At 43.1% G+C, this 20,650-nt stretch carries 20 protein-coding genes; 8 read left to right on the forward strand and 12 right to left on the reverse strand.

Going from position 1 to position 20,650, the window contains the following annotated elements; all coding sequences use genetic code 11:
• Positions 1-6 precede the first annotated feature (6 nt).
• A complete protein-coding gene (gene rplC, locus SE27_RS00335; protein ID WP_039619847.1) occupies positions 7-645 on the reverse strand; it encodes a 50S ribosomal protein L3 in 639 nt (212 codons plus the stop codon).
• A gap of 60 nt (positions 646-705) precedes the next feature.
• Positions 706-1,017 carry a 30S ribosomal protein S10 gene (gene rpsJ, locus SE27_RS00340; protein WP_000070912.1) on the reverse strand — a complete coding sequence of 104 codons (312 nt, stop codon included), beginning with the start codon at positions 1,015-1,017 and terminating at the stop codon, positions 706-708.
• Positions 1,018-1,747: 730 nt separating this feature from the next.
• Between rpsJ and SE27_RS00345 the strand changes: the two genes are divergently transcribed.
• From SE27_RS00345 to yihA, 4 genes are all read left to right on the forward strand, one after another.
• The gene (locus tag SE27_RS00345) at positions 1,748-2,941 is read left to right on the forward strand and encodes a PLP-dependent transferase (RefSeq protein ID WP_039619850.1); all 1,194 of its coding nucleotides are present in this window, start codon (positions 1,748-1,750) and stop codon (positions 2,939-2,941) included.
• A 434-nt stretch (positions 2,942-3,375) separates the two neighbouring features.
• On the forward strand, positions 3,376-4,140 hold the full coding sequence (locus SE27_RS00350) for a globin domain-containing protein (RefSeq protein WP_039619852.1): 765 nt from the start codon (positions 3,376-3,378) through the stop codon (positions 4,138-4,140).
• Between the two features lie 94 nt (positions 4,141-4,234).
• Positions 4,235-4,678, forward strand: coding sequence for an RrF2 family transcriptional regulator (locus SE27_RS00355; protein ID WP_039619854.1), 444 nt, complete (start codon positions 4,235-4,237; stop codon positions 4,676-4,678).
• A gap of 99 nt (positions 4,679-4,777) precedes the next feature.
• On the forward strand, positions 4,778-5,653 hold the full coding sequence (gene yihA / locus SE27_RS00360) for a ribosome biogenesis GTP-binding protein YihA/YsxC (protein ID WP_039619856.1): 876 nt from the start codon (positions 4,778-4,780) through the stop codon (positions 5,651-5,653).
• Positions 5,654-5,802: 149 nt separating this feature from the next.
• Here the strand turns inward: yihA and SE27_RS00365 are convergent, their stop codons facing one another.
• A complete protein-coding gene (locus tag SE27_RS00365; protein WP_039619857.1) occupies positions 5,803-7,041 on the reverse strand; it encodes a dicarboxylate/amino acid:cation symporter in 1,239 nt (412 codons plus the stop codon).
• A gap of 279 nt (positions 7,042-7,320) precedes the next feature.
• On the reverse strand, positions 7,321-8,193 hold the full coding sequence (locus SE27_RS00370) for an acyl-CoA thioesterase (protein WP_039619859.1): 873 nt from the start codon (positions 8,191-8,193) through the stop codon (positions 7,321-7,323).
• Between the two features lie 290 nt (positions 8,194-8,483).
• Between SE27_RS00370 and plsB the strand changes: the two genes are divergently transcribed.
• The gene (plsB, locus tag SE27_RS00375; RefSeq protein WP_039619861.1) at positions 8,484-11,060 is read left to right on the forward strand and encodes a glycerol-3-phosphate 1-O-acyltransferase PlsB; all 2,577 of its coding nucleotides are present in this window, start codon (positions 8,484-8,486) and stop codon (positions 11,058-11,060) included.
• Between the two features lie 127 nt (positions 11,061-11,187).
• Here the strand turns inward: plsB and SE27_RS00380 are convergent, their stop codons facing one another.
• Positions 11,188-12,000, reverse strand: coding sequence for an NAD-dependent epimerase/dehydratase family protein (locus tag SE27_RS00380; protein WP_039619863.1), 813 nt, complete (start codon positions 11,998-12,000; stop codon positions 11,188-11,190).
• 35 nt (positions 12,001-12,035) lie between these two features.
• Here SE27_RS00380 and recG point away from each other — a divergent pair, with 35 nt between their 5' ends.
• Positions 12,036-14,081, forward strand: a complete 2,046-nt coding sequence (gene recG / locus SE27_RS00385; RefSeq protein ID WP_039619865.1) for an ATP-dependent DNA helicase RecG — start codon at positions 12,036-12,038, stop codon at positions 14,079-14,081.
• A complete protein-coding gene (locus tag SE27_RS00390) occupies positions 14,068-14,685 on the forward strand; it encodes a ComF family protein (protein WP_039619867.1) in 618 nt (205 codons plus the stop codon). Before recG ends, SE27_RS00390 begins: the two co-directional genes overlap by 14 nt.
• Before the next feature lie 85 nt (positions 14,686-14,770).
• On the opposite strand, the gene SE27_RS00395 is transcribed toward SE27_RS00390, so the two are convergent.
• Positions 14,771-15,178, reverse strand: coding sequence for an NUDIX hydrolase (locus SE27_RS00395; RefSeq protein ID WP_039619868.1), 408 nt, complete (start codon positions 15,176-15,178; stop codon positions 14,771-14,773).
• A gap of 2 nt (positions 15,179-15,180) precedes the next feature.
• Complete coding sequence (locus tag SE27_RS00400; protein ID WP_039619870.1) at positions 15,181-15,774, reverse strand: LOG family protein; 594 nt, start codon at positions 15,772-15,774, stop codon at positions 15,181-15,183.
• Between the two features lie 151 nt (positions 15,775-15,925).
• Between SE27_RS00400 and SE27_RS00405 the strand changes: the two genes are divergently transcribed.
• Positions 15,926-16,939 carry a magnesium and cobalt transport protein CorA gene (locus tag SE27_RS00405; RefSeq protein WP_039619871.1) on the forward strand — a complete coding sequence of 338 codons (1,014 nt, stop codon included), beginning with the start codon at positions 15,926-15,928 and terminating at the stop codon, positions 16,937-16,939.
• Between the two features lie 113 nt (positions 16,940-17,052).
• Here the strand turns inward: SE27_RS00405 and SE27_RS00410 are convergent, their stop codons facing one another.
• From SE27_RS00410 to SE27_RS00430, 5 genes are read right to left on the reverse strand one after another with little or no spacing between them, the layout of a single operon-like run.
• A complete protein-coding gene (locus SE27_RS00410; protein ID WP_039619873.1) occupies positions 17,053-17,343 on the reverse strand; it encodes an STAS domain-containing protein in 291 nt (96 codons plus the stop codon).
• A 15-nt stretch (positions 17,344-17,358) separates the two neighbouring features.
• The gene (locus SE27_RS00415) at positions 17,359-17,991 is read right to left on the reverse strand and encodes an MlaC/ttg2D family ABC transporter substrate-binding protein (RefSeq protein WP_039619875.1); all 633 of its coding nucleotides are present in this window, start codon (positions 17,989-17,991) and stop codon (positions 17,359-17,361) included.
• Positions 17,992-18,009: 18 nt separating this feature from the next.
• Positions 18,010-18,672, reverse strand: coding sequence for an outer membrane lipid asymmetry maintenance protein MlaD (gene mlaD, locus SE27_RS00420; protein WP_039619877.1), 663 nt, complete (start codon positions 18,670-18,672; stop codon positions 18,010-18,012).
• Positions 18,672-19,448 carry a lipid asymmetry maintenance ABC transporter permease subunit MlaE gene (mlaE, locus tag SE27_RS00425; RefSeq protein ID WP_039619880.1) on the reverse strand — a complete coding sequence of 259 codons (777 nt, stop codon included), beginning with the start codon at positions 19,446-19,448 and terminating at the stop codon, positions 18,672-18,674. Before mlaE ends, mlaD begins: the two co-directional genes overlap by 1 nt.
• A complete protein-coding gene (locus SE27_RS00430) occupies positions 19,445-20,263 on the reverse strand; it encodes an ABC transporter ATP-binding protein (RefSeq protein WP_039619882.1) in 819 nt (272 codons plus the stop codon). Before SE27_RS00430 ends, mlaE begins: the two co-directional genes overlap by 4 nt.
• Between the last annotated feature and the right edge of the window lie 387 nt (positions 20,264-20,650).

Consider the following 20,650-nt stretch of genomic DNA (forward strand, 5'->3'; position numbering starts at 1 on the left):
TTCCCCTCAGGCCTTGATCGTAGGACGAACGATAACGTCGCCACCAGTAGCGCCAGGAATCGCACCTTTAACAACTAGAACTGAACGCTCAAAGTCGATAGAGATAACTTCCAAACCTTGTACTGTTACACGTTCAGCACCCATATGGCCGGCCATTTTCTTGCCTTTAAACACGCGTCCAGGTGTCTGGTTTTGACCAGTAGCACCTAAAGAACGGTGAGACAATGAGTTACCGTGAGTAGCGTCTTGAGTACGGAAGTTCCAACGTTTAACACCACCTTGGAAACCCTTACCTTTAGATTGACCAGTTACGTCAATTACTTGACCAACTGTAAACAAGTCAACACCAATGGTACCGCCAACTTCACGACCTTCAAGCTCAGTTTCTGAAACGCGGAATTCTTTAACCAAACGACCAGCAGCAACACCCGCTTTAGCGAAGTGACCTTTCTGAGGGTTGGTTACGCGAGATTCGCGACGTTCACCAGTAGTGATTTGAATCGCCTGATAACCATCAGTTTCAAGCGTTTTGATTTGAGTGATGCGGTTAGGATCAACCTCAATCACTGTAACAGGCACAGAAACACCAGCATCTGTAAAGATACGTGTCATACCGCACTTGCGACCGACTAAACCAATAGTCATGTGCATAAACCTCTAAAAAAGCGGCTTAATTAACGTTTAATGTTAACTAACCCGAAAGCCTTAACCCAATGCGATCTGAACGTCAACACCAGCTGCAAGATCCAATTTCATCAACGCATCAACAGTTTTGTCTGTTGGTTGAACGATATCGATCAAACGCTTGTAAGTGCGAATTTCATACTGATCACGCGCGTCTTTATTAACGTGCGGTGAAGTTAGAACGTTAAAACGTTCGATGCGAGTAGGCATCGGAATTGGACCACACACTTGTGCGCCAGTACGTTTTGCGGTTTCTACGATCTCTTGAGCAGATTGATCAATTAAACGATGATCAAAAGACTTCAAACGGATACGGATTCTCTGGTTAGACATACCAGTAAACTCCAAGCCAAATATATAAAGAATCACCTCTGACGCATCTCACCTAGTGGTAAGTGTCAAAGGCAGTGAAAATCACTAAGGTCATGATCGATGCCACGACTGTAACGATGTTAACTGCGATATAAGCAGCCAACCCCCTTTTATTAAAGGGTCGCTTATTATAGCGACTGTTTAGTGCTTAAGCAAATCTCTTTTTGATTTTTTAGTTGTGCGGTAGAATTAAAAATGTATCCAATTGCTCAAAAATAGAGCACCGCATCTTTTAAGTAAAATTCGACACAAAAAATAAATTAATCACTGATTTAAATCAATAAATAAAATAATTAAAGCTATTTTGTCTGCATTATTCGTTTATAGAATGTATATTAAAGCCAACATCTGCAACGATTAAGTTTTGCAAGCCAGTACAATTCATCTCTAGATCATTTGACAAGAATTGTAATCTTTCAATCTTTATTAATTGTAATGGTGAGGGTTTTAAGTCTGTTTAACTTTGTGCTGCTTTAATGAGCAACCAAAGTGTTTCAAAGGGTCTTGCGATGAAGCTATGTAATTTTTTAGAAAACAGATTAAGTATTGTGCTGTATATCGTGATTTTACAAAAAATCAAATTTAATTCAGTTAAGGTCAAAATACACAGTTTTACGCCCTCTATTTATATAGCCTAATATTGATGTTTCTCTTAAGCTAGCGTGAATTTAAGATCATCATAGGGCAGAATTTGAAAAATAATGCACAGACTGAGCTGCTTCATGCTGAACGCAAAGCACCTCAATATATCTCGACGGTTCAACCTCCCCTATTTCGCGCATCGACCATTATTTTTCAAAATACCGACGCGCTGTTCAATCGCCATTGGAGTGACCCTTATGACTATAGTTATGGCACACACGGCACGCCGACCACATTTACCTTAAGCGACCAGATTGCACAGATTGAAGGTGGCAAATATTGTCTCTTGGCACCGAGCGGTTTGTCTGCGATCAATTTGGTCAATTCATGCTTTTTAAGTCATGGTGATGAAGTTTGGGTGGCGGACAATATTTATGGTCCCAATATGCACCATTTACGTCACTTAGAATCACGCTATGGGATTAGTGTAAAAGTATATAATCCGATGGATGTTGAGAGTTTTCAGCCCTCTAAGCGCGCTAAATTAATATGGTTAGAAGCGGCCGGTTCTGTGACTTTAGAATTTCCAGATTTAGTCGGCTTGGTGAATAAAGCCAAAACCGCTCATGTGCTAACCGCACTGGATAATACTTGGGGCGCAGGACTGGCCTTTAATGCCTTTGATTTTTCTGAGCAGCATTTAGGTGTAGATTTAACCATTCATGCATTGACCAAGTATCCCAGCGGCGGCGCAGATATTTTAATGGGTTCTGTGGTCACGCAAAATAAAGAACTCTATCAACAACTGTTTCAGATACATGCTTTGCAAGGTATTTGTGTCTCTGGTGATGACAGCGCACAAATTCAGCGTAGCTTAGCCTCTATGCGTATGCGTTATGCGCATCAGGCTGAAAGTACACTTAAAATTTTAAACTGGCTGCAACAACAAGAACCATGTGTGCAAGTGCTTCATCCTGCCGCGCCCGACTCTGCCGGCCATAGCTATTGGAAAGAAGTCTGTAGCAGTGCGCAAAGTGCTGGCTTGGTCAGTGTTATTTTTAAAGCAGCATATGATTTAACCGCGATTCGAAAATTTTGCGACAGCTTACAGCTTTTTAAACTCGGTTTTAGCTGGGGCGGCCCAATCAGTTTGGTGATGCTTTATCAACTTAATGAAATGCGCACGCTTGAATCTGACCATTTACAGTCTGGCATCTTGGTGCGCTTCTGCATTGGACTAGAACATGCGGACGATTTAATTGCAGATTTAAAACAGGCTTTACAGCACCTACCCTTACTCTAAAGCCCATCCATACGAGGATGCCGGTTTTAGCATAAATAGACTTTGACTGGCTCAGCACTACACCTCAGTAGCGCTGAGCCAGCAGCACCGATCTATGCTTGAATTTACAAGATGAGTTTGAAATAAAAATAGCTCCAGCAGCCCACCAAAACACGAAAAAACCATTAAAATAAATCAGTTAATGAATAAATATTTTAAATATAGAGCCTATATCACTGTTAGATTTGGTTTTGAGCTTTATCTATAGCGATTATTTATCAAATCCTATTTGATAAAGAAAAATCACTGTTGTTTTTTGTCATTAAGAATCATTGCATTCACGTTATTTTTCATTATTCCATAATTTTTTTATGGTTTTCTAAAAGATGTATTTACATTGCCCTATAGAAGACGTATTTTGCATATATCTTATAATCACAATTGACGTTTTAATTATGACTCCACAACACATTGAACTTGTTAAATCGACCGTCCCTGTCCTACGTGAAAATGGCGTTGCGTTGACCGGTTATTTTTATAATCGTATGTTGAATAATAATCCTGAATTAAAAAACATTTTTAACCTTGATCATCAAGCCACAGGTCGTCAGTCACGTGCTTTAGCGGCAGCGGTATTGGCTTATGCAGAAAATATTGAAAATCCAAGTGTTCTTGCTAAAGCGATTGAGCACATCAGCACCAAACATGTCAGCTTGGACATTCAACCCGATCACTATCCGATTGTTGGGGACAATCTATTGCACTCCATTAGCGAAGTTTTAAATGTTCCTTTTGAATCTGAATTAATTGCAGCGTGGAAAGAAGCCTATATGCAATTGGCCGCAATTTTAATTGGTGCAGAAAAACAAAAATATGCCGGCTTAGCGGCACAAAATGGCGGTTGGGCAGGCTGGCGCACCTTTGAAGTGGCTGCAATTGAAAGCACTGAAACAGGTAAACGCTTGAGCTTAAAAGCACAAGATGCACAGCCGATTATGGATGCTGAAGCAGGTAGCTATATTTCAGTTAAAATCCAAGTTCCAGCGCATGATATTCAGCAACCGCTACAATTTACTTTTGCTAAGCCACAAACTGCCGATCAATATGTTTTTGATGTTAAAGCAGAACCGAATCATACTGAATATTCAGTGGCCAATATTTTATTGAATAATTATAATGTTGGTGATGTGGTGCAAGTGTCTGCCCCTGTTAAAGGCTAAGCAATTAATAAATCTCTAGCGCAGTATCAATAAAGTCCCTTTTTAGGGACTTTATCTTTATCATATCCATCTCCCTGCATATTTTAAAACTCCCATGCAACTCAATAAATTTACCGATTACGCACTGCGCCTATTGATCTATGTGTCTAGAGCGCGAGAAACACCGTACACCATTGCAGAGATTGCACGTGATCTACAGGTCTCTCAAAATCATTTGGTTAAAATCGTGCATTTCACTGCAAAACAAGATTGGGTGATGACTGCACGCGGTAAAGGTGGCGGAATTCGCTTAAACCCTGAAACTTTAAATTTAAATTTAGGGCAACTGGTGCGGGTCTTACAAGGCAGCCATCCGATTGTAGAATGTAATACACCGCCCTGTGTACTGCGCAGCAACTGCGGTCTTAAAGGTATTTTAGATCAAGCACTTGAACAGTTCTATCAATCTTTAGATCAGTATTGCTTAAGCGAGGTTTTGGCCCAAAGCCGCATCATGCCAGAGCGTAGTCTGTCGGCCATTTCACTGATTAATCTTTAAATTTACAATCTAAGTTGAACGCTTTCAAAATGCAAAGGTCGCTTGCCTAGACGACTTCCTTTATAATGCGTTCTTGTAATCATTTATTGAAGTTGAGTTATGCACCACAGCAGAGGAAAATCCAAAAACAGCAAGACATCTCAAGCGCCCAAATACAAGATCAGCTACGAGAAAAAAGTGGATTCTGCCATTACTGAATATTCGGTGCGGTCACTCAACTGGTTACGTCAAGCTGAATTTTTAATGAGTGCGCCAAAGCTGAATCTTTGTGTTGAAGATACCGGTTATGAGATTGCTTTTGCCGGTCGTTCAAATGCCGGAAAATCCAGTGCCATCAATGCCTTGACCAATCAAAAACAATTGGCGCGTGCATCGAAAAGACCTGGTCGTACACAAATGATCAACTTTTTCAGCCTAGGCAATCCAGATCAGCGCTTGGTCGATTTACCTGGCTATGGTTATGCTGCGGTACCTGAAGCCATGAAATTGGTGTGGCAAAAAGAGTTAGAAAATTATCTGATTGAGCGTCAAAGCCTACAAGGCTTGGTGTTGCTGATGGATATTCGTCATCCGTTACAGCATTTTGATGTGATGATGTTGCAATGGGCACATTCACGTCAATTGTTCGTGCATGTGCTACTGACCAAATCGGATAAATTAAACCGTGGGCCGGCCTCGAAAGTGCTACAAGAAGTACAGCTACAATTAAGAAAAATGAAGCTGCAATTCTCAATTCAACTGTTCTCATCGATGAATAAGCAAGGTTTAGAAGAACTGGCCAGCATTATGGCGGGTCGCTTAAACTTTACCTTAGAGCAAGCCACTGAATTTGATTTAAGCAGTATTGCTGAAGCCAGCGCTGATGATGCAGATGACGAAGATTTAGATCCGCAAGATCTCGACTTTGATGTTGATGTTGATCAACGTACAGCTGATGAAAGTACTGATGCAATGCAGTCGAATCCAGAAAATTAATTTGCTGTAGGCCTACACGGCATTCAGACAAATCGTTTGATTTTATGGATTATCAAAATGCGCTTTATAATTTGATTATAAAGCGCATTTTTCATGGCTATTTAAAATATAGTGCGCTCTTAGCCTAGAGCGCAGCCAAGGCAAAACCCCTAACCCTTAAGTTCATCCTCACGGGTATAACGATCGACCACTACACTAATCATCATATCGCCCTGCACATTCACTACGGTACGCACGGTATCCAGCAAACGGTCAATCGGCAATAAAATCACGATGGCCTCGGCCGGTAAACCGACCGATTGCAACACCATAATCATGGTCACCATACCGGCACTGGGAATACCGGGTGCGCCCAAGGACGCAATCATGGCGGTTAAACAGACAATCACTTGTTGACCGATAGTTAAATCCAGTCCCATTAAATTGGCAATAAATAACGCCGCAGCCGCTTCATACAGTGCCGTGCCATCCATATTCAATTGTGTGCCCAAAGGAATCACAAAACCGGCGGTGGCTGGGCGCACACCTAAATTTTCTTGTGCACATTTTAACGATAGCGGTAAGGTGGCTGAACTGGAACTGGTGGCAAACGCGGTAATCAGTGCACTGCGCGCACCTTTAAAAAAGATGATCGGATTCATTTTGCCAAATATCCACAACAACAGTGGCAACACCACGGCGCCATGAAAAATAGTGGTGCCAGTAACCACCATGGCAAACTGCAATAACCGATTGAGCACGGAAATATCTTCGGTTGAGATCAGTTTGGCCAAAAGCGCAAAAATACCAATCGGGGCTAAGCGCATCACCCAGATAATCATAAACATCATCATGTCAAAAAACTGCTGACTGAGTTGACGCACTGTTTTAAAGCGCTCGCCGCCATGCACCAATGCCACGCCAAAAAATAAAGCAAACACCACCACGGCCAAAATATTGCCTTCAGCAAACGCTTTAAATGGGTTCATGAGCGTGTTTTGAATAAAATGGGTTAAAAATGAACTGGGCGTTAAAGTGTCTGGAGTCTGATGGCTGCTCATGGCCTCTTGAAACAGTGCAATGTCTACGCCTTTGCCCACATCAAATAAATGCGTACTACTGAGCCCCAAAATAAGTGCCAAAGTGGTGGTGGTCACACAGCAAGCCAAGGTAATTTTCCAGACTTTACCCAACTGGCCACCAGATTGTAAATTAGAGACACCAACCACAATTGAGCTGAAAATCAATGGAATTAACAGCATTTTCAGTAAGCCAATAAAAATACTACTGGCAATGCCCAAGCCATACAAACTGGCTGCAAAAAACGCCGTTTCAGGGTAAAGATTTAAAACAAAGCCAAAGGCCACACCTAAAATTGCAGCAATTAAAATTTGGGTATTTAAGCTCATGAGAACATGCTTATATGGCGAATACGTGCAGGCACTATGCCATGCCTTTTTTTGAGAATCGAGCCATTTTTTGTCATCTATTCAAGCAGGCGCTAACTGAGACCAAGAGCTCAGTGAATTCAATTTTCTAAAATTTATAGATTTTCATACACCATAATCCGCAAGATCGATTGGATGAATTATCACGGCTACACAGGAATAAGGCTTGTGCATAAAAATAAAGAGTCAGAGATCAAAAAACCGGAAATTACTCCGGTTTTTGATCTGACTTAAACGGTATTACTGTGTTTCAATTTCGCGCACGCGAATTAAACCTTCTTGTACCGTACTACACACCAACTCACCTTTTTGCCACATACGGCCGAAGTTTAGACCACGTGAACTGGCGCTGACCGTAGCATCCATATCATAGAGCATCCATTCATCGACACGAAAGGGCTTATGGAAATACATCACATGATCAATACTGGCACACTGCAAACTTGGCGATAAAAAGCTTAAACCTTGTGGACGTAATGCCGTGGTCATTAAAGTAAAATCGGAATAAAAAGCGGCAATGGCTTGATGTAAAGAGACGTCATCTAAATTTTCAGGCACGGCACTATGGGTGCGTAAATAGTGCGCATAAGACGGCGCTTCAGGCTGTGGCTGAAACGGATTGCTGGGATTAATCGGGCGAATATCAATATGTCGATCACGCATAAAGCTGGCACGGACATTTTCCGGCACAAACTCCACCATGCTTTTTTTCAGCTCTGCTTCAGATTTTAAGCTGGCCACATCCGGATAATCCGGTTCAGAGATTTGATAATTCAACCCCTCTTCTGGCTCTGCAAATGAAATCATGGCAGTAAAAATAGTCCGGCCATGTTGAATGGCGCGCACTTGACGACTGACAAAACTTTTGCCATCTCTTAAACGATCAATTTCATATAAAATAGGCGCGTTAACATCGCCGCCATATAAAAAATAAGCATGTAAAGAATGTGCAGGACGGTCGGTGGTATAAGATGCTGCGCGTAAAGCTTGACCCAAAACTTGCCCACCAAAAACCCGCTTACCGACCAAGTTCCGACTGATGCCGCGGTAAACATTTTCTTCAATTTTTTCAAGACTGAGTAATTCAATTAACTCTTGGGTTAAGGTATTCATACACGACCTGTTTAATAGAGGATAGCCAGCAGCTAGGCAAAATTTAAATCAATCAGCAACGCTATGCTGACTATTTTGCCATAAATCCAGACCAAAACCCTAGAGTTAGACTGACTGATGTGTCACACGATTACAGAATCGATGCCACTAAAAATACCTTTTTTAACGATAAAAGTTAACAATCACCATGCATTTTGACTGAAAATGACCGAGTGTTTTAAATTACAATAGTGCAAAATCATTTTCCCCCTCAGTAAATCTGCGCTGTCGGTCATTAATCAGGAGTGTGTATGTCCAAGAGTGGCTTTGGTCAAATCTATCGTCGGCTTTCCAGTAAGCTGCTTGACCTTGTGGTAACTCCACATGTTCTTGGTGAGGTTCCCAGTGAATCCGTATCGACCGCAACAGCGATAGGCACACAACCGCCCAGCACAACGAAAGTGGTGTGTTATGTGTTGCAGAATTATTCACGCAGTAATGCCCTATTGATTGATGCGGAAACGCGTCGTTTACAACTTGCACCGGCATTAAATCCTTTGCTGCTTGGCACACATAAAGAAAAGGCTTCGATTCTTTTTTTACAGCACCACAATGAAAATAATCTGCTCAGTCCACCTACGCATGCTTTTCCGCCGCGTTTATTGCGTTTAATTGAAGTGATTGAGCAGCATCCGGAGATGGATGTGGAATTTATTCCAGTGACTGTACTGTGGGGACGCGCACCGGATAAAGAAGATTCTTGGTTTAAATTATTGTTTACCGACACGTGGGCAACCCCCAGCAAGGTCAAGCAATTGATGAATATTGGTCTACATGGCCGACAAGCCTATTTAGAGTTTCATCAAGGGCAATCCTTACGTGCTTTGATTGAGCATGCCAAAGCCACACATGCCAATCTCTCCCCTGCAACCTATATTATTAACACCCTAAACAATTACTTAGATGGTCAACGTGCAGTGGTACTCGGCCCCGATCTTTCTGATCGCCGCAATGTCATGCATTCATTGATTAAGTCAGAAGATGTGCAAGAGGCCATTCGCCGTGAAAGTTTGCGCAGCAAAATCAGTATGCTGGATGCCGAACGCCGTGCCATTGCCTATTTAAATGAAATTGTGTCCGATTACTCGCATTCTGCCGTGCGTTTTGCCGATATGGCCTTAACCCGTTTATGGACACAGTTGTATGACGGTGTTGAAGTGCATAATTTTAGTACCGTGCGCGAATTGGCCAAAGATTATCAAATCATCTATACGCCGTGTCATCGTAGTCACATCGACTATTTACTCTTGTCGTATGTGATTTACAAACGCGGCATGATGGTGCCGTACATTGCCGCCGGTGACAATTTGAATATGCCGTTTGTCGGTCAATTGCTGCGCGGTGGCGGTGCCTTTTTTATTCGTCGCACGTTCCGTGGCAATGGTTTATATACCACGGTGTTTAAAGAATACCTATACAGTATTTTGTCGCGCAATACGCCGCTGGAATATTTCATTGAAGGTGGGCGTTCGCGTACTGGACGACTGCTGCCACCGAAAACCGGTATGTTGGCAATGACCGTACACAGTCATTTACGCGGTAAATCAAAACCGATTGTGTTTTTACCGACCTACATTGGCTATGAACGCTTGATGGAAGGCTCGACCTATGTCGGTGAAATGCAAGGCAAGCCGAAAGAATCGGAATCAGTGATTGGTATCTTCAAAACCTTACGTAAAATTGAGCGTATCTTTGGCAAAGTGCATGTGAACTTTGGTGAACCAGTCTTTTTAGATGAGATGCTGCAAAAATATGGTGCCGATCAGATCAAAATTGAAAAAAATGATGATCCGATTCCGCAAATTGTCTCCGATGCCGTCAATGATTCAGCGCATGCGATTTTAGAAAACATTAACCGTGCCGTGGTGATTAATCCGGTTTCACTGTTATCGCTGATTTTATTGGCCACACCCAAACACACTTTAGATGAAGAAATCTGTATTAAGCAGTTAGAGGTTTATCAAAATCTGGTCAAGGCGCTGCCCTATGATGAACGCACCCAAGTGACGGCGTTATCGGGTAAAGAAATTATTGCCTATGGCTTGAAACTAAAACTGATTAAACGTATTAAGCACGTCTTGGGCGATATTATTGCCATTGAAGACAATCAAGCAGTACTGCTGACCTATTTCCGCAATAACATTTTACATGCCTTTGTTTTACCGTCATTGATTGCTGCTTTGGTGGAACACAATGGTTGCATTCGTCGCAGTGACTTACTGAATGTGATTCGTACGCTGTATCCGTTCTTAAAAGCAGAACTGTATTTAAAATGGCAAGATGAGCAACTAAACACTCAAATTTGCGCTTATGTGGAAGCTTTAATTCAGGCCCATTTGATTGCTGTAGATGCAGAGAATAATTTGGTCTCACCGGCACCAAATACAGAAGACCACAATCAATTGATGGTATTGGCTGCACCAGTGATGCAAAGTCTAGAGCGTTACTACATGACTTTGGCGCTGATCACGCAGCGTGGTTCGGGTAATATTTCTACCCGTCAGGTCGAGGAACTCAGTCATTTGGTTGGCCAGCGTTTATCGGTGTTGTATGAGTTCAACTCACCTGAATTTTTTGATAAAGCCCTGTTCCAAAGCTTTATTAAAGTGCTGACCCAGCAAGGCTATATCAGCACCAATGACGACAACGCCATTGTCTTTGATGAGAATTTTCAAAACGTGGCGCAGTACGCCAATTTGGTGCTGGATGATGTGACCTTACAGATGCTGCAACATATCACCACCTTTAGTGATGATGAGCTAAAAGAAACGTTAGATGCCGTGGCAGCACAACAAGCAAAACGTCGCTTAAAACGTAAGAAAAAATAATATTCAAATCATCCTTGGATGACTAAAAAGAGTCAGTAGATGCAGGTATTTCACTGCATTTGCTGACTCTTTTTTTTGGCCTTACTGCTCTTTTTGACTCAAACACCGGCTTAATACAGCGAGCCTGTTATAGGTCTACTTCTGCCAATAACTGTTTATAATCCTCAAAACAATCTTGATGCTGTAACTCAAAACCGCTCTTGGGCATACGTGTGGCGTAAACGCGTTTGCCGGTAAGCGCTTCACTGTCTAAAACCAACAGCGGCAAATTCAGCTGGCGCTGGAACCACTGGATGGTTTCATGTAAAGCCAATGGCCGATTGTTGCTGATGATATAAGAGCTTTCAGCATGTTCCACGTGAACCAAGTGCGCTAAGAAGCCTGCCAAATCTTCAATATGAATCTGATTGCTATAGTGAATGTTAGGATAATGGGTCGTGCTGTGTGCCAACTTCAGCATTCGCGTTACCGAGTTACCGTAAATACCGGTAGGCCGGATGATAATGCACTGCGCCGGATAAGCTTGCTGATAGAGCTGTTCCATCTGTAACAATAATGCGCCTTGGGCATCATTTGGTACACACGCGGAATCATCATCAATCCGTGCACCATTATTTTCTCCATAGACCCGAGTCGAGGACACCAGCACCAATTTTTGTACCGGATGGGTTTTTAAGGCCTGTAGAATGGGCTGTACTGAATCGACATAGGCCTGTTGATAGCCCTCAATACTGCTTTCAGCGGGCGATAACAACACATAGACCCAATCAATGGCGGCCACTTGCGCTAAATTGAGTTGATGAACATCTTGAATAAGATGATTGGCATAAGGATCTGTTTTTGGAGTTTGACTAATTGTGGTAATTTGGTGGCCATGCTGAAATAGTTGTTTGGCAACGCGCTGAGATGTTTTACCATAACCAATAAATAAAATATGCATTAAGCACCTGATGATATAACTTAAGTTGAGGGGACATGGCTGCAGTCCATCAATTGCAAGGGGTAGGAACTGCCTCTACTGCTTTACTTGAAAAATTAAACATTTTCAGCACAGATGACTTGTTGTTTCATCTGCCGCGTGACTATGAAGATCGTAGCACGATCATCGCCATGAACCAATTGACCGTGGGGCGCAGCTATTTACTCGAAGGTGTGGTGAAAGGTGTCGACTTCCCACCCGGCAAGCGTAAATCAATGGCGGTGCTGTTGCAGGATGATTTTGGTAAAGTCACCTTGCGCTTTTATCATGTGTATAAAGCCTTAACCGACCGTGCCAAACTTGGGCATCGGCTACGGATTTTTGGTGAAGTTCGCGTCGGTGCGCGTGGCTTAGAGCTTTATCATCCGGAAATTCAGCTGATTACTGAACACACGCCGCTACCTAAAACTGAACTGACCGCAATTTATCCTGCCACCGACGGTCTAACGCAAAGCAAACTGCGTGACTATGTCAAACAAGCCCTCAAACAGCACAGTGAAGATTTGCCTGAGCTACTACCGGAAAAGTTCACCAATGGTTATGCGCTGAAACAAGCGCTGCACTATATTCATCAGCCACCGGTCGATGCCAATATGCTGCAACTGGCCCAAGGCGCACACCCTGCCCAGCAACGCTTAATCTTTGAAGAACTGGTGGCACATCAAATTAGTTTATTGGCCCGCCGTGCCTATATTCAGCAAATTGCAGCCCCTTCATTTGTGGCCAGTCAAAAGTTTGCCCAAGCCTTATTGGCCAGTTTACCGTTTAGTCTGACCGCCGCACAAAAGCGCGTTTCCACAGAAATCATGCAGGATTTACAGCAAAACAAACCCATGCTGCGTTTGGTGCAAGGCGATGTTGGCGCCGGTAAAACCTTAGTGGCTGCAATCGCCGCCTGTCATACTTTAGAAGAAGGCTGGCAAGTGGCATTAATGGCACCGACTGAAATTTTAGCCGAACAGCATTATCTAAATTTTAAAAAATGGTTTGAGCCGCTTGGCTTAAGTGTGGCTTGGCTGTCCGGCAAACAAAAAGGTAAAGCGCGACTGGCTGCAGAACAAGCCATTAAAAATGGCACAGCGCAGTTGGTTATTGGGACGCATGCCCTATTTCAAGACACAGTCGGCTTTGCTCAATTGGGTTTGGTGATTATTGATGAGCAGCATCGTTTTGGTGTTGATCAACGTCTGGCACTGCGCAATAAAGGCGGCAACAATATGACACCGCATCAATTGGTGATGACCGCCACGCCTATCCCGCGCACACTAGCCATGTCGGCTTATGGCGATTTAGATACTTCAGTGATTGATGAATTGCCTCCCGGTCGCACGCCCATTCAAACCGTGACCATTCCTTTAGAGCGCCGCGAAGAAGTATTACTGCGTACCGTGAGTAATTGTATGGCCGGCAAACAAGCCTATTGGGTCTGCACCTTAGTGGAACAATCGGAAACTTTAGATGCTCAAGCCGCCGAAGCCATGTTTCAAGATATTCAACTGCGCTTTCCCGAATTAAATGTCGGTTTGGTGCATGGTAAAATGAAGGCGGAAGAAAAACAGGCGGTCATGCAACAATTTAAACACAACACCTTACAGCTGTTGATCGCCACCACGGTGATTGAAGTGGGCGTCGATGTACCCAATGCCTCAATTATGGTGATTGAAAATGCCGAACGTTTGGGACTGTCACAATTGCATCAACTGCGTGGACGCGTCGGCCGTGGTGCCACCGCCAGTTTTTGCGCACTGCTCTATAAACATCCACTGAGTCAAAATGGGCAGGAACGCTTAAGAATCATGCGTGAAACCAATGATGGCTTTATGATTGCCGAAAAAGATTTAGAAATTCGTGGCCCGGGAGAATTACTTGGTACCAAACAAACCGGTGACATGGGTTTTCGGGTGGCCAAACTAGAACGCGACAACCATCTGCTTAATCAAGCCCATTATGTGGCACAGCAAATTTTAACAGCAGACCCTGCCAGTGCAGATGCCTTGTTAAAACGCTGGCTGCCTGAAGCACCGCGTTATGCTTATATTTAAACATCTTTTAACGCCATTTTATCGGTGTCAGTTGTGTGGGGTTGACTCACAGCAACAGCATTCTCTGTGCGGTGATTGTTGGCAACAATTGCCGTGGTTAAAAAACCACGTACAGCGTCAAGAAAGACAGATTCAGGTGGCTTGCCACTATGACTATCCTATAGATCGGATCATTCAAAAATTTAAATATGAACAACAGCTACATTTTCAGGACCTACTGGCTGGTAGCCTGATTGCGCTACGCTTACCCAAGGTGCAAGCCATCGTTCCAATGCCCATCTCGCATGAACGGCTTGCACAGCGCGGGTATAATCAAGCCTTGCTGATTGGCAAAATTGTCGCACGGCATTTAAACATTCCCATTTGGCAGCCTGTGTCGCGGCATGATTTACATGCACAAAAAGGTTTGAGCCGTTTAGAGCGCATGCAAAATATCCAATCGCAATTTCAAATCAAGCCGCAGCTAAAACTACGCTATCGCCGTGTATTGATTATTGATGATGTGGTCACTACGGGCAGCTCCATTAACGCGCTTAGCCTGCAACTGGAACAATTGGGTTGCCAGAAAATTTATGCAGCCTGTATTGCCAGTGCAGAGCATTAAACACTTTTCTAGATTTTGATTTTGCTATTTAAGACAGCCTTACTCAAAAAACCAAACCCAAGCTTAAAGCCGATTCAGTACAGTACTATGCACGCGCTTGATGCGCTAAAAACTGCCTTACCCACGGTATAACAATTTCTGTGGTTAACGGTGCCAGTGTGGTCTGATCATCGTCTAAATCGACCCACTGCATGGCGGCAATTTCCGCATCCATTTGAGGCGACTGATCCAAGGTTACATAATATAGATAACTGATGAGTTGATGATCAGGCTCATTGGCGGTGGCTGTTTCAAAACGCCCCACGAACTGTTGAATCGTGGCCTGACACCCAATTTCTTCTTGAATTTCTCGCAGCATGCTCTGTTCAGGTAATTCTCCTGCTTCAAGCTTACCGCCAACTTGCATAAAACAAGCAGTATGACGTTTACGCACCACCAAAAGTTGCTGCTGTTGATTTAAAATAATGGCCGCCGCCACGGTAATCGTTTTCATCTTTATTTTACTAACTCTTGCTGATCGGCCACACCCCATTTTGGCTGCGGCGCTTGGAAATGTTCAAATTGCTGCAAAATATCAGCAATACAATCTGAAGCAATCATACTGTCCATAAAACGTGTATGGGTAAAACCTTTGGCGGTGGTTAACTGAATAAATTTAAGCAGATCATCATAAAAACCAGCGACATTTAAAAAAGCATACGGTTTGCCATGAATACCCAATTGTGCCCACGTCCACTGTTCAAAAATCTCTTCCAATGTTCCCGAACCACCCGGCAAAGCAATAAAGCCATCCGACAACGCTGACATTTTGGTTTTACGTTCATGCATATTACTGACCACATGCAATTCGGTTAAATGCGGATGTGCCAATTCGCGGTCCATCAAGGCATGCGGAATCACGCCAATTACTCGACCGCCGGCCTGTAATGCGCTATCGGCCAAAACGCCCATCAGACCTGAACGACCACCGCCATACACCAGTGTTTTGCCTTGTTGTGCAAGCGTCTGACCCATTTTCTGCGCACTGTCTAAAAAAATGCGATCGGTACCCAAAGCAGAACCACAAAAAATTGCGATCGAAGTTGTCATTTTTTCACCCCGTTTTCAAGCTATGCCACTAATAAAGTAAATTTTCAGGAGATTTTTAACAAAAAAGTGAATCGATCCGTGTTTTTATTAGATTCCTTGTCTAAAATACACCCATCGATTCACCCATACTGCGCCATGGAGCAAAGACCACATGCTTGAAGCCTTTTACGCCACAGAGCGCGGCAGTTTGGAAGATGCGACCATTAATGGTGGCTTTGACCTGCATCCAGATTTGGTATGGATTGACTTAATTGCACCCTCACAAGAAGAACAACAATGGGTACTTGATGCCTATGGGCAAAACCTACCTACGCTAAAATCCTTAGAGGATATTTCCTCATCGGCACGATTCTACCGTGATGACGATGGGATTTTACATATCAGCACCTATTTTTTAACGAAAAATAAAAACTTTCAGGTCGATGGCGAACCGGATGACAGCTCCAACATTTTATCTACCGTGCAGACCGTGGCCTTTATTCTACATAAAGACCGCCTGTTTACTCTACGCGGTGAAAAACTGGTGGCCTTTCGCGCCTTTCGTGCTAGAGCGCGACGCAATGACTACGAGATGGAATACAAAGATCCCACTTGGGTGTTATTGGGCTTATTGGAAGCCAAACTGGATGAACTGGCAGATATTTTAGAAGACATCCATAAAGATTTAGAAAAATACTCCACCGAAGTGCTGAATAATCGACATCGTGAACAGATGCTCGACCTAGACGACATGATTACCCGTTTGGCACAATTAGAAGATGTACTTGGAAAAGCGCAATTGTGTTTAATTGATTTACGCCGTGTGCTGACTTTTTTAGCCCGTCCACGTGCATTGGGCAGTCATATTTACGATGCCGATATCCGCGAGTTAAGTGAAGATGTACGCTCGTTGGTGGAACATGATGCCTTCTTATTCCAAAAGGTGCGCTTCTTACTCGATACCACATCCGGCTTCATTAACACCGAACAAAATGACACCATTCGTCGCTTCTCGATTTTACCGAGTATGCTAGCACCTCCCATGTTGGTGGCCAGTATTTATGGCATGAATACCGATGTGTTGCCATTTGCTCAAGGCAGCAGCAGTTTTATGATGGTTGGGGCAATTTTAGTGGTGTTCTTCTTTGGCCCATTGATCTATTTCCGCTGGAAAAAATGGATTTAAGCCTTGCTCCTGCCTGTACGGGTTAGCAGATAAAATAAGTCTGTATGAACAAAAATTTTATTTTCCTTAAAATCAAAAAAGCACCCGAAGGTGCTTTTTTTTAACAGTTCTGGTTAAGCGATAAGCTGCAAATCATTTTGCAAATGACAGGCTTGAATAATTTTCAGCATTTTTTCAGGCACAGCTTTAAATTGCAGACCGCGCGCTTTTGGTGTGGCACGTAACCAACGAATCAACACCGCCAAAGCCAAAGTACTGCCATGCTCTAACTGCGCCAAGTTCACCACCATCGGAAACTGCGACTGCGCTTGAATCAATGCCAAACCTTGTTGATAGTAAGTTTCTGCATTGCGATAATCTATCTTTCCAGAAACCTGCAATTCTTGCTGAACAAGCTCAATCATCCTACACCTACCGCATTATTTTTTATTAACCGCTGCATCTGCATCAGGTTCGAAGTTAGCAATGGCTTTATCCAAGTTACCACCGTTAAGCTTTACCGTTGCAGCAAACTGATTGCGGAACTGTAAGCCCAAATCAATACCGGATACGTTGATATTTCGGATTTTCCATTGACTGCCTTTATCAACCAATTGGAACGAGACCGGAATTTTTTCGCCCTTGTTGTTGAAATCCAAAGTTACCACTGGATTTTTGCTATTGCTGTCTTTATACGGACGTATGCTATAACTTTGATTGGAGAACTTGGCAAAGGCACTGCCGTAGTTTTCAATTAAAGTTTCACGAAAATTACGTTCAAATTGTGCACGTTGTGCCGCGCTACTGTATTGATTGGTCGCATACGTACCCATCACAATACGGGTAAAAGCTTGTGAGTCGATATACGGATCAAGGTTTTGACGCACAACGGCTTTTACAGCAGTTGGATTATTCTGCAATTTAGCCTGATCCGCTTTTAAGCGTGAAATCAGCCCATCAGCGACTTTTTTAATGAACGCTGGTGGTGCCTCGGCCGGTGCTGCAAATGCAGTGCTCGCCAGCATGGTCGATAAGATACTTGCAGTCAGCGTTTGTTTCACTAAAGTATTCACTAGAATTTACTCTCCAATTTATTCAACGAATGAAGCATCTGCTGGTTCAGTTGATGTCTGTTCATTCGCTGATTTTTCTGATGATTTACCTGCACCACCAGTAATAAACTTACTAATTAAATCTTCTAAATCCATTGTACCTTGGGTATTGGCAATACGTTCACCACGTTTCACGTAGTTTAAACCACCGCCCGGTACAATTTTCAAATATTTTTCACCCAATAGACCATTGGTTGAAACCATAATATAAGCATCTTCATCAATACTGGTGATGGAGGTCATGTTATCCAGCAGTTGCTTTTCCATTTCTTTTTGTTGTGCAGGCGATGCTTGGGTATAGTCACTGCTATAGCGCAACTCATCTAAGGCATTGGCTTTAACCGTTTTCAATTGCTCCGCATTAAACGAGGTTAACTTACCATCCAACTCAAATTCTACGGTGGCCAAACGAGAGACAGGATCAAGGGTAATCTCGGTCACCCGACCCACAGTAACACCGCTCATGGTGACTTTGGCGCGTGTTTTTAAGCCATTGACGTTGTCAAACTGTGCGCTCATATCATACGCATCACGTAAATTGGTACCCGATAAGCCACTGACTTTCATCGCCAAGAAAAATAATGCGATGCCAAAAATAACCACAAAAGCACCGACGGTCAGCTCACTTGTACGTGATTTCATTAAACCCCTCCAAACATGACCGCAGTCAACACAAAATCAAAACCTAATACACACAATGACGAATACACCACAGTACGTGTGGTACAGGTTGCAATGCCTTCAGAGGTCGGCTCACAGGCATAGCCCTGATAGACTGCAATCCACGTACAAATAATGGCAAAAACGATACTTTTAATAATACCGTTGACCACATCATGATTAAACTGGACGGCACTTTGCATACCACTCCAGTAAGAGCCTTCATCGACCCCTAAAAAATCTACGCCCACCAATTTGCCGCCCAAAATTCCAATGGCAGCAAAAATTACCGTCAGCATTGGTAAACTGACAATACCGGCCCATAAACGCGGCGAGACAATACGCTTTAAAGGATCAACACCGATCATTTCCATACTGGATAACTGCTCTGTGGCTTTCATTAAACCAATTTCAGCTGTCAATGCTGAACCTGCGCGTCCAGCAAACAACAATGCCGCCACCACAGGAGCAAGTTCACGTAGTAAGGTTAAGGAAACCATAGTGCCCAACATGGCTTCAGAACCCACATTGACCAAAATAGAATAGCCTTGCAGACCCAGTACCAAGCCGATAAACAAACCAGACACAGCAATGATCAATAAAGACATCACGCCAATGCGATGCATCTGATAAATAAACAGCTTTACGCCCAGCCGCGTCGGCATAGAACATAAAATTTGGAATAACATTAATGTGGCTAAACCGATACCACGGACACGCTCAATAACGCGTCTACCCAATAAGGCAAGGGCATTCATGAACCTACCTCATCACTTAAATAAGCTCGATGGCTAAATTGATAATCGACAGGACCATCGATAGCGCCCGTTAGAAATTGACGCACAAAAGGTGATGCATGCTGTTTTAATTCAGCAGGACTACCCTGTCCTTGAATCTTGCCTTCTGCCACCACATAAATATAGTCAGCAATAGACAAGGTCTCGACCACATCATGCGAAACAATAATGGTGGTTAAATCTAAGGCTTCACGTAAAGAGCGAATTAGACGACTCAACACGCCCATCACAATCGGATCTTGTCCGGCAAAAGGCTCGTCATACATAATTAATTCGGGATCAAGCGCAATTGCACGCGCCAAAGCCACGCGGCGGTTCATCCCACCCGATAGCTCTGAAGGCATTAATTGTTCTGCGCCGCGTAAACCTACAGATTCTAATTTTAACGCCACGATTTCAGCAATAAGATGCTCAGGCAATTGCGTATGGGCGCGTAAGGGAAAGGCAACATTTTCATAGGTGGTCATATCGGTAAACAACGCACCACTTTGAAACAGCATTCCCATACGCGCGCGCGCAGCGAATAGTTCTGAACGCGTCATGCTGGCAATATCTGTTCCATCTAGTAATACTTGGCCTGAATCTGGAATCAGCTGACCGCCGATCAAACGCAATAAAGTGGTTTTACCCGTACCAGATGGCCCCATAATCGCCGTAATTTGACCCCGACGAATATCTAAACTGATATTGTCATAAATGATGCGATCCCCTCTTTTAAAGCTCAGATTCTTAATCTCAATCAAGGACTGAGATAGCGAGGGTATTGGATTATTCATAGCTGAGCGCTTTCCTACATATTTGCAGCCTGCATACTATAAAGGATTAGCATAAGAAATGTCACTTTTAGAGCAAAAGCAATCAATGAGATAATTTTCTAGTGAATTTTATTGTGGTTTTATTTTTTTAAAGCCGCGCTAAAGATACGAGCTTATCTTACAAAAAAAGATTATATAGATAGTATGCAGCATTACATAATACTAAGATCAGACCAATATACGGCATAACCAACTCTTGATTAAAATTATAGACATAATGACTTGAATGATTATTCATACTTATCGAATTTTTTAAAAACCATGATTTAGTATACATTTTTGATCGACAGGATCAAACATTAATTACATAAAAAAACCGGTGTTTCCACCGGTTTTTTTTAACTGCGT

Source organism: Acinetobacter harbinensis (assembly GCF_000816495.1).
Classification (GTDB): Bacteria; Pseudomonadota; Gammaproteobacteria; order Pseudomonadales; family Moraxellaceae; genus Acinetobacter; species Acinetobacter harbinensis.

Excerpts from the sequence above, each read along its gene's own strand:
- SE27_RS00365 (WP_039619857.1), bottom strand. The coding sequence starts at position 7,041 with ATGAGCTTAAATACCCAAATTTTAATTGCTGCAATTTTAGGTGTGGCC.
- SE27_RS00395 (WP_039619868.1), bottom strand. The coding sequence starts at position 15,178 with ATGAAAACGATTACCGTGGCGGCGGCCATTATTTTAAATCAACAGCAG.
- plsB (WP_039619861.1), top strand. The coding sequence starts at position 8,484 with ATGTCCAAGAGTGGCTTTGGTCAAATCTATCGTCGGCTTTCCAGTAAG.
- rplC (WP_039619847.1), bottom strand. The coding sequence starts at position 645 with ATGACTATTGGTTTAGTCGGTCGCAAGTGCGGTATGACACGTATCTTT.
- mlaE (WP_039619880.1), bottom strand. The coding sequence starts at position 19,448 with ATGAATGCCCTTGCCTTATTGGGTAGACGCGTTATTGAGCGTGTCCGT.
- recG (WP_039619865.1), top strand. The coding sequence starts at position 12,036 with ATGGCTGCAGTCCATCAATTGCAAGGGGTAGGAACTGCCTCTACTGCT.
- yihA (WP_039619856.1), top strand. The coding sequence starts at position 4,778 with ATGCACCACAGCAGAGGAAAATCCAAAAACAGCAAGACATCTCAAGCG.
- SE27_RS00390 (WP_039619867.1), top strand. The coding sequence starts at position 14,068 with ATGCTTATATTTAAACATCTTTTAACGCCATTTTATCGGTGTCAGTTG.
- SE27_RS00355 (WP_039619854.1), top strand. The coding sequence starts at position 4,235 with ATGCAACTCAATAAATTTACCGATTACGCACTGCGCCTATTGATCTAT.
- SE27_RS00400 (WP_039619870.1), bottom strand. The coding sequence starts at position 15,774 with ATGACAACTTCGATCGCAATTTTTTGTGGTTCTGCTTTGGGTACCGAT.
- SE27_RS00370 (WP_039619859.1), bottom strand. The coding sequence starts at position 8,193 with ATGAATACCTTAACCCAAGAGTTAATTGAATTACTCAGTCTTGAAAAA.
- SE27_RS00350 (WP_039619852.1), top strand. The coding sequence starts at position 3,376 with ATGACTCCACAACACATTGAACTTGTTAAATCGACCGTCCCTGTCCTA.
- SE27_RS00405 (WP_039619871.1), top strand. The coding sequence starts at position 15,926 with ATGCTTGAAGCCTTTTACGCCACAGAGCGCGGCAGTTTGGAAGATGCG.
- rpsJ (WP_000070912.1), bottom strand. The coding sequence starts at position 1,017 with ATGTCTAACCAGAGAATCCGTATCCGTTTGAAGTCTTTTGATCATCGT.
- mlaD (WP_039619877.1), bottom strand. The coding sequence starts at position 18,672 with ATGAAATCACGTACAAGTGAGCTGACCGTCGGTGCTTTTGTGGTTATT.
- SE27_RS00430 (WP_039619882.1), bottom strand. The coding sequence starts at position 20,263 with ATGAATAATCCAATACCCTCGCTATCTCAGTCCTTGATTGAGATTAAG.
- SE27_RS00380 (WP_039619863.1), bottom strand. The coding sequence starts at position 12,000 with ATGCATATTTTATTTATTGGTTATGGTAAAACATCTCAGCGCGTTGCC.
- SE27_RS00410 (WP_039619873.1), bottom strand. The coding sequence starts at position 17,343 with ATGATTGAGCTTGTTCAGCAAGAATTGCAGGTTTCTGGAAAGATAGAT.